The sequence below is a fragment of the Streptomyces sp. NPDC054849 genome (assembly GCF_053610945.1).
In genome coordinates, this window is the sequence record NZ_JBSGZI010000070.1 from 36,268 (window position 1) to 43,067 (window position 6,800).

8 protein-coding genes are annotated in these 6,800 nt (G+C 70.6%); 4 read left to right on the forward strand and 4 right to left on the reverse strand.

The annotated features are described in order from the left end of the window. Positions 1-9: 9 nt before the first annotated feature. The gene (locus ACWGIF_RS26120; RefSeq protein WP_453500973.1) at positions 10-1,608 is read left to right on the forward strand and encodes an MFS transporter; all 1,599 of its coding nucleotides are present in this window, start codon (positions 10-12) and stop codon (positions 1,606-1,608) included. 146 nt (positions 1,609-1,754) lie between these two features. Here the strand turns inward: ACWGIF_RS26120 and ACWGIF_RS26125 are convergent, their stop codons facing one another. Beyond that, positions 1,755-2,525, reverse strand: a complete 771-nt coding sequence (locus tag ACWGIF_RS26125; RefSeq protein ID WP_453500974.1) for a DUF6227 family protein — start codon at positions 2,523-2,525, stop codon at positions 1,755-1,757. 192 nt (positions 2,526-2,717) lie between these two features. Between ACWGIF_RS26125 and ACWGIF_RS26130 the strand changes: the two genes are divergently transcribed. Continuing rightward, positions 2,718-3,359 carry a vitamin K epoxide reductase family protein gene (locus ACWGIF_RS26130; RefSeq protein WP_453500976.1) on the forward strand — a complete coding sequence of 214 codons (642 nt, stop codon included), beginning with the start codon at positions 2,718-2,720 and terminating at the stop codon, positions 3,357-3,359. An 87-nt stretch (positions 3,360-3,446) separates the two neighbouring features. On the opposite strand, the gene ACWGIF_RS26135 is transcribed toward ACWGIF_RS26130, so the two are convergent. After that, positions 3,447-3,857, reverse strand: coding sequence for a rodlin (locus ACWGIF_RS26135; protein WP_453500977.1), 411 nt, complete (start codon positions 3,855-3,857; stop codon positions 3,447-3,449). Between the two features lie 267 nt (positions 3,858-4,124). Here ACWGIF_RS26135 and ACWGIF_RS26140 point away from each other — a divergent pair, with 267 nt between their 5' ends. Both ACWGIF_RS26140 and ACWGIF_RS26145 read left to right on the forward strand, forming a co-directional pair. Then, positions 4,125-4,619, forward strand: a complete 495-nt coding sequence (locus ACWGIF_RS26140) for a hypothetical protein (protein WP_453500979.1) — start codon at positions 4,125-4,127, stop codon at positions 4,617-4,619. A gap of 154 nt (positions 4,620-4,773) precedes the next feature. Continuing rightward, the gene (locus tag ACWGIF_RS26145; protein ID WP_453500981.1) at positions 4,774-5,013 is read left to right on the forward strand and encodes a chaplin; all 240 of its coding nucleotides are present in this window, start codon (positions 4,774-4,776) and stop codon (positions 5,011-5,013) included. An 84-nt stretch (positions 5,014-5,097) separates the two neighbouring features. On the opposite strand, the gene ACWGIF_RS26150 is transcribed toward ACWGIF_RS26145, so the two are convergent. Both ACWGIF_RS26150 and ACWGIF_RS26155 read right to left on the reverse strand, forming a co-directional pair. After that, the gene (locus ACWGIF_RS26150; protein ID WP_453500983.1) at positions 5,098-5,445 is read right to left on the reverse strand and encodes a hypothetical protein; all 348 of its coding nucleotides are present in this window, start codon (positions 5,443-5,445) and stop codon (positions 5,098-5,100) included. A gap of 194 nt (positions 5,446-5,639) precedes the next feature. Then, positions 5,640-6,683 (reverse strand): chaplin family protein, encoded by a 1,044-nt coding sequence (locus ACWGIF_RS26155; RefSeq protein ID WP_453500985.1) that lies wholly within the window; start codon positions 6,681-6,683, stop codon positions 5,640-5,642. Positions 6,684-6,800 lie beyond the last annotated feature (117 nt).

The window sequence follows — 6,800 nt, forward strand, 5'->3', positions numbered from 1 at the left end:
TTTCTCTTCATGAGCACCGAGACGTCCAAGACATCGCCCGAAAGAAAGAACGGGCCCGTACAAGAAGAGCGGAACGACGCAGCCCACGACGCACCCAGCTCGCCCACCGACCGCCGCCGCTGGCTGGCGCTCGCCATCGTGATGACCGCGGCCTTCATGGACCTGGTCGACGTCACGATCGTCAACATAGCGATACCCAGCATGCGCGATGGCTTCGGCGCCTCCCCCAGCGCGATCCAGTGGATCACCGCAGGCTACGCCCTCGCCTTCGCCGCCGGCCTGATCACCGGCGGCCGTCTCGGTGACATCTACGGCCGCAAGCGCCTCTTCCTCATCGGCATCGCCGGATTCACCGCCGCCTCGCTGCTCTGCGGCATCGCCGCGAACCCGGGCATGCTCGTCGCCTCCCGCCTCCTCCAGGGCGCTATGGCCGCCCTGATGGTCCCGCAGGTTCTGGCGATCATCCACGTCACCTTCCCTCCGCAGGAGCGCGGCAAGGTCTTCGGCATGTTCGGCGCGATCGTGGGCCTCGGCGCCGTCTCGGGCCCGATGCTCGGCGCGCTGCTCACCGAGTGGAACCTCTTCGGTCTCGAATGGCGCCCGATCTTCCTGATCAACCTGCCCGTCGGTATCGCGGGCGTGATCCTGGGCCGCAAGTTCATCAGCGAGTCCAAGGCCCCCAAGGCCCTGCGCCTGGACCTCGTCGGTGTCGTCCTCGCCACCCTCGCCATGGTCATGTTGATCTTCCCGCTGACCGAGGGCCGTGAGAACGACTGGCCGCTGTGGGGCTTCGTCTGCATGGGCGCGGCGCCGTTCGTCTTCGCGGGCTTCATCGCCTACGAGAAGTACAAGATCAAGAAGGACGGCTCCCCGCTCGTAGAGCTCTCGCTCTTCAAGGTCAAGAGCTTCGCCGGCGGCATCGCCGTCCAGCTCACCTTCGGCATCGCGACCGGCATCTTCTTCCTGGTCTGGACGATGTACATGCAGATGGGCCTCGGCTGGAGCGCCCTGCGCGCCGGCACCACCGGCATCCCGTTCTCCATCGCCGTCTCGGCCGCCGCGGGCATCTCGGTCGGAAAGCTCGTCCCGCGGTTCGGCCGCAAGGTGCTCCAGGCCGGAGCCCTGATCATGGCTGCGGGGCTCCTCCTCTACATCTGGGAGTCCGAGCACTACGGCATGGAGATCACCTCCTGGCAGATGGCCGCCCCGCTGGTCCTGATGGGCATCGGCATGGGCCTGATCGTGGCTCCGCTCAACGACACCACGTTGTCCGAGGTGCCTCGCCAGGACGCCGGCTCGGCCTCCGGGCTGATCAACACCACCGGTCAGATGGGCAACGCGCTGGGTCTCGCGCTGACCTCCGTCGTCTTCTTCGGGCTGATGGACGACGACAAGGTCTACGGCCCGCCCTACGTCGAGGCCTTCCGCGGCGCGCTGTGGTGGGTCGCGGCCGTCCTGATCGTGATCTTCGCGGTGATGTTCGCGCTGCCGCGCAAGCCGATGCCGATCGACCAGCGCGAGGGCGCCGCCGAGCACGCCGGCGCCGTCCCGAAGCCGCGCGCCGCGGATCACGCGGACCCCGCCGCCCAGCAGGTCCCGGCCGTCTAGGCCGTTCCGCTCCGCTCGCCGTACCGACATGCCCGCCCCTCGTGGGCGGGCATGTCCGTTCTTTGTCGCAGGGGTGGCCGGAGCGGCCTGAGCCGGCGCCGAGGCGCCGCGTCCTACGGCTCACCCCGCCGGCCCAGGCGGCTTCCTCACCGCACGCGGGCGCGGAGTTCCATGGCTCCGCGCGCGGCCGCCTCGCTCTCGTACACCTCGCACATGTGCCGTCCGTCGGGCGTCGCCGTGTGCTCGACCTCCCACAGGCTCACCTCGGTCCCGTCCAGCAGCACGAAGGCGTGCTCGTACAGGCTGAAGCCCGCGTCCCGCCCGTTCGACAGGCACTGCCTCGCGCCGAACGCCTGGGTGATCTGGTGCCCGTACGCCGAGCGCAGCAGCGTCGCCACCGGTTCGCCGGGCCGGTCCGCGTTCTCCGCGCGGCGCAGCACCCGCCGGGCATGATCGGCGGACTGTTCCACCGTGTACTCCCGGTGCCGCCGCGCCGCAGCCGACCCCGCGAACAGGGCGCTCAGCACCGCCACGTCGTTCTCGGGCTCCTCGTCGCCCGGCAGCAGCACCGGATCCGGGGACGCACCCGCGGCGGCCTCGCCGAAGAGCCGGGCCACGGCCAGGCAGGTCTCCGCCTTGCTCGCGAAGACCTCGTGCCGGACCGTCCGGTCGTCCTCCAGCCGGTAGGCCAGCTCCCACAGCGAGACCGAACCGCCGTCGGCCAGCAGGTAGGTGTGCCGGTGGGTCTCCCGCCATATCCCCGTCGCAGGGCTGTGGTGGGTGGTGTAGAGCGAAGAGCTGTGGGCGAGCGCCGTGCCGAGGCGCTCGACCAACCGGTCCGGCAGGTCGAAGGAGTTCAGGGCGCGGCCGAGGAGGCGGTCGAGGTGCGCCTCGGTTGTCTCGTACGGATCGCTCACGGTGGGTCTCCAGGCCGTCGCAGCTTGTCACTTAGCGGAAGCTCAACGTAACCCCTCGCTCTGACATCACGTCCGGGGTTCGGTAAAACGTCCGGGAAGCATCGGAGGTTCCCGCCACACCTTCAGGTCAACTTCCTTATGGATGGGCATGGTTAGGCCCACTCTGGGAGGAAGCGCGGGACTATGGGCCACATGGCAACGAATACAGTGGGCGTTCCCCGCCAGCAGAGACGGCTCGGCGTGCGACCCGAAGGTGAACCCGAGGCCGTGCCAAAGGGGTTGGCCTGGCTGCTGGCCCTCACCGGGGCGGCCGGGGTGCTGGCCTCCTGGGTGATCACGCTCGACAAGTTCCTCCTGCTGGAGGACCCGGACTTCAAGCCCGCCTGCAGTCTCAACCCGGTCGTCTCGTGCGGCAGCGTGATGGAGAGCGAGCAGGCGGCGGCCTTCGGCTTCCCCAACCCCCTGCTGGGACTGGTCGCGTACGCCGTCGTGGTCTGCGTCGGCACGGGCCTGCTGGCCGGCGCCCGCTACCGCGGCTGGTTCTGGCTCGGACTGAACGCCGGCACGCTGTTCGGCGTCGGCTTCTGCAGCTGGCTGATGGTCCAGTCGCTCTACGAGATCAACGCGCTCTGCCTGTGGTGCTGCCTGGCCTGGCTGGCGACCCTGCTGATGTTCTGGGCGGTCACCGCGCACAACGTCCGCACGCGCCTCCTGCCCGCCCCCGGCCCGCTGCGGGGATTCCTCACCGAGTTCGGCTGGGCTCCGCCCGCCCTGCACGTCGGAGTGATCGGGATGCTGATCCTCACGCGGTGGTGGGACTTCTGGACTGGCTGACCGCCGGCGCGGAACGTGCGAGGGCCCCGGCGGCTGGACGCTGCCGGGGCCCTCGTCACCTCACTCCACGGGCGCAGGGAGTGGAAATCAGCTGCCGGCGGAGACGTTGCCGGAGAGGACCGGGATGTTGCTGAGGATGTGCGAGAGCGGCTCGTCGCCCTTGGCCTGGGTCGAGTTCTCGGTGCACTGCTGGTTCTGCGGGTTGGACAGGACGTTGATGTCCTGGACCCCGATGTTGAGCGCGGCAATCAGGGACTGGGCGTTGACCTTGGCGGGCAGGCCGATGCAGGGCTTGTTCAGAGTGCCCTGGACCAGGCCGAGCTGCGGGCTCAGGTCGCCGTGGGTCTTCTGGTTGCCGTAGATCTGCTGCGCACCGTTGCCGTTGACGGTGTTGACCCCGTTGTCGTTGCCGATGGCCATGGCCGGGGCCGCGGCGGCGGCGCCCGCGCCGACCGCAATGGCGGAGACGGCGGCGGCGGTCATGAACTTCTTGATCATTTTGATCCCTTTGTCGCACGAGTGCCCGCTGATGGAGCGTCCTGGTCAACTGCCCCGTGGGCGTTTGGTTCCGGGGCTTCACTCAAACGGCCTGCGGGCGCCGAGGTTTTCCCCGGCCCGGTGAGCGGCCTCCGGACGCGTGCGCGAAGCCCGTACGGAGCCCGTGCGCGCTCAAGATCCTGTTGCGCTCCGTGTGGGGTGTTCGCACGGTGGGTGAGTAAGCGGATCGCTCGGGTCCGTTTGTGTCGCCACCACGAAGGAACCCCCATGCACCGCACGAAGCCGTTCCGCGCCCGCATCCTCGTCCCGTCGGCCCTCGCCGTCGTCATAGTGTCCGGCGCCGCCGCCCCCGCGAGCGCCCTCGACGACGGGTCCCGTGCGGTGCCCGCACGGGCAGCCGCCGCCGGTCCCGTCGACGACCTCATCAAGGGCATCCTCGACCAGATCAAGGCCCTCCTGCCGGCCGGCGTCACCCTGCCGGACATCACGATCCCGGACATCAAGCTCCCCGAGATCAAGATCCCCGAGATCAAGCTGCCGACGATCCCAGGGGTGGAGCTGCCTGAAATCCCCGGCGTCGAGCTCCCCGGGATCCCGGGGCTCGAACCTCCCGCGCTGCCCGATCCGGGGGCGCCGGTGGAACTGGTGCCGGAAATCCCCGAGGTCCCCGAGGTGCCGGAAATCCCCGCGGTCCCCGAGGTCCCGGAGCTCCCCGCGGTCCCCGCGATCCCCGAGATCCCGGCCGTCCCCGGCCTGCCGTAGGGCGCCGGGTGGCCGGAAACCGCCTGAAGGTTACGACAATTGAGCCGAACAGGTCTGTTCGTGCGCGAGGCCGTGTCGTCGTGGGAGGGTGGACCGTTTCGCTCGGTGTGAGCCCCGGATAGGGGCAGAACATCGAACAGAAGGTGCACTTCCCATGAACTCTGCCAAGAAGGCCGCCCTGGTCCTGGCCACCGCTGGTCTCGCTGCGGCCGGTGCCGCCGGCTCCGCCGTCGCCGACTCGTCGGCCGAAGGCGCGGCCGTGGGTTCCCCCGGCGTCCTCTCCGGCAACCTGCTCCAGGTCCCGGTTCACATCCCGGTCAACGTCTGCGGCAACACCGTGAACGTCATCGGTGCGCTGAACCCCGCGTTCGGCAACCAGTGCTTCAACGACTGACGTCGGCTGCACGACCGACTGTGGGCGCCCCGGCCTCGCCGGTGGCGCCCACAGTCGTACCGGCCGGAGTTCAGCCGAGGCGGTTCAGCCCTGGCCGCCGTTCAGCTTCACACCGCCGAGCATCGGGGACGTCTGGGTGGCGCCGTTCGCGAGACCGAGCACGGTGCCGGGCACGTCGTTGCGGACCTTGTTGACCTTCTGGGCCGTGCCCATCACCTTGTCGACGGTCCCGCCCTGCTCGGCCAGCCCGTTGCCGACGGTCTGCGGAAGCGACTCGGTGACGGGTCCGACGGCGTTCAGCGTCTCCGTCACACCGCCGGTCAGGCTCATGGGAGGCATCGCGGCCGTGGGCTCGGCGGCGAAGGCGGTGGTGGAGGCGCCGAGGGCGGCGACGGAGCCGGCAACGACAGCGGCGACCTTCGTGAGCTTCATTATCGAAATCCTCTTCTTTTCGTGGGCAGAGGCGTCAGCGGCGACCGTCGCGCCGCTTTCGCCATGGGTAACGATTCGGCGCCGCTGCGGAAACGCGAACGCGTGCGCGGTCAGGAATGAGGGCATGGCAGCGGCCGGAGAATCCGACGGGGGATTCTCCGGCCGCCATTTCTTCTGATTACCGTTATTGCCGGTCAGGAGATACGGGACCGCCGGTACAGAATGGCGCCGCCCAGGATCAGGGCCGTGGCGAGGGCCGCCGCGGCCGCGGGCTGACCCGCACCGGTCTCGGCCAGCATGGGCGCGGTCACGTGCGCCGGTGCGGGGACCGGGGCGGGGGCGGGCGCCGGGGCCGGTGCCGACGGCAGGTGGACGGGCAGGTCACCGGCTGGGGCGGCCGGCGGCTGGTCCGCCGGCCGTACGGCCTCGGGCGCCGGCGCGGAGACGGGCGCCGGAGCCTGGTGCTCCATGGGCTGGCTCCCGTGCGGCGGCCGGGGGGCGGGGCCCTCCTCGACCGGAGCCGGCGCGGGCAGCGGGGCGGGGGCCTCCTGGGCCGGCTCCGGGTGGGGCAGCGGGGCAGGGTGTTCCTCCGCGGGCTCCGGCATCGGGTGTGGCCGGTCGGGCGCGGGCGGAGCGTGGCCCTGCGGCGGAGTCGGCGCGGACTCGGGGTGGTCGTCGCACTCCTCCTCCTTGGTCTGCTTGCCGGGGGCGCCGTAGCCGTCCTCGTGGCGCGGCTCCGCATGGCGCGGCTTGGCATGCCGCGGACCTGCGGGCCGGGACGCCTCGGGCCGGGACGCCTCAGGCCGGGACGTCTCGGGCCGGGATGCCTCAGGCCGGGCCTCCTCGTGGCGCCGCGACTCCTGGCGCTGCTCCGGCACCGCGTGCCGGCCCGGGCGCTCCTCGAGGTAGCGCTCGAAGGCCTCGGTGTGCTCCGGGCTGAGGTGGCGGCCGTGGTCGTACCCGTCGCCGGTGTGCGAGCCGGACGTCGTGACGCACGTGTTCCCCATCGCAGGGTTCAGCGCCGCACCGCCGTCCACGCTGTTGCCGCACACGTTCGGTGCGAAGGTGACGGGTACCGAGACGCTGTTGCCGGCGAGCACGCCCGGCGAATGCGAGGCCTCGGCCGTCGCCCCGGTGTGCGCGTAGGCCGCGCCGGTCGCGATCGACAGCAGACTCGACGCGGCCGCGGCCGTGAGCATCCCCTTGCCCAGTACCTGTCGGCTCAGTACCTGTCGCATGGGTCCTTCCCTGTCTACCGGCGCTGCGGCCGGTGTGGAATCGAAGGTGGCCTCGGAGTTGAGCGCCGGGGACGACCGACGCCACCCGCGGGGGTGTGGGCTGGTGGGGGGCAGCAC

What these genes read in the sequence shown, in the direction of transcription:
- ACWGIF_RS26145 (WP_453500981.1), top strand. Translation starts at nt 4,774, where the DNA reads ATGAACTCTGCCAAGAAGGCCGCCCTGGTCCTGGCCACCGCTGGTCTC.
- ACWGIF_RS26140 (WP_453500979.1), top strand. Translation starts at nt 4,125, where the DNA reads ATGCACCGCACGAAGCCGTTCCGCGCCCGCATCCTCGTCCCGTCGGCC.
- ACWGIF_RS26155 (WP_453500985.1), bottom strand. Translation starts at nt 6,683, where the DNA reads ATGCGACAGGTACTGAGCCGACAGGTACTGGGCAAGGGGATGCTCACG.
- ACWGIF_RS26130 (WP_453500976.1), top strand. Translation starts at nt 2,718, where the DNA reads ATGGCAACGAATACAGTGGGCGTTCCCCGCCAGCAGAGACGGCTCGGC.
- ACWGIF_RS26150 (WP_453500983.1), bottom strand. Translation starts at nt 5,445, where the DNA reads ATGAAGCTCACGAAGGTCGCCGCTGTCGTTGCCGGCTCCGTCGCCGCC.
- ACWGIF_RS26120 (WP_453500973.1), top strand. Translation starts at nt 10, where the DNA reads ATGAGCACCGAGACGTCCAAGACATCGCCCGAAAGAAAGAACGGGCCC.
- ACWGIF_RS26135 (WP_453500977.1), bottom strand. Translation starts at nt 3,857, where the DNA reads ATGATCAAGAAGTTCATGACCGCCGCCGCCGTCTCCGCCATTGCGGTC.